Source organism: Roseibium sp. ROS1 (assembly GCF_054658215.1).
In genome coordinates, this window is the sequence record NZ_BAAGIG010000035.1 from 1 (window position 1) to 508 (window position 508).

A 508-nucleotide genomic window follows, 5' to 3' on the forward strand; every position below is an offset into this window, starting at 1 on the left:
ATGAACCGCACCGACTGGAAGAAACTCTATCGGCAAATCAGGGCAAGCGAGGAGCCGGAGGCCGTCAACGCCAACGGGCGGAAATACTATGTCGGAAAAATGGGCGTGAAGCCGGTTACTGGCCGGGCCGTCCTGTTCTCCTTGTTCGGTTCTTGCCGGATGCTTGAGCGGAGTTCGTCCCGCCTTGGGCTACTGCGGAGCGCGCGTAAGTACCGGCTGGAACTGCAAGAGGCTGTTCAGCTCGAAATCTCGATTTTCGGACAAGCCAGTCAACCCGGCTTCGCCTTCCGCTAACCTATCGACAGGAGACTTCGACATGCTGAAAACGAAGACGATCCCGAGCGTCGATGCAAACGCCGCCGACTATTGGCCGTCAGTGCGCCGGAAAGCGAAATTCAACTATGCCTTGCGGCTCGCAGCCGAGCGCTTCAATAGCATCCGCGTGGGACGGATCTATGAGGCGTGGGTGGGTGAGGTGTCCAGTATGGTGCGCTCGGTCGCCATCCAG

At 58.9% G+C, this 508-nt stretch carries 2 protein-coding genes; both read left to right on the forward strand.

What is annotated here, in order from left to right; genetic code table 11:
• A partial coding sequence (locus ACYQ6M_RS30385; protein ID WP_460077703.1) for a hypothetical protein occupies positions 1-294 on the forward strand: 294 nt, incomplete at its 5' end.
• A 22-nt stretch (positions 295-316) separates the two neighbouring features.
• Positions 317-508 (forward strand): hypothetical protein (locus ACYQ6M_RS30390; RefSeq protein ID WP_460077705.1); only part of this gene is annotated, 192 nt, incomplete at its 3' end.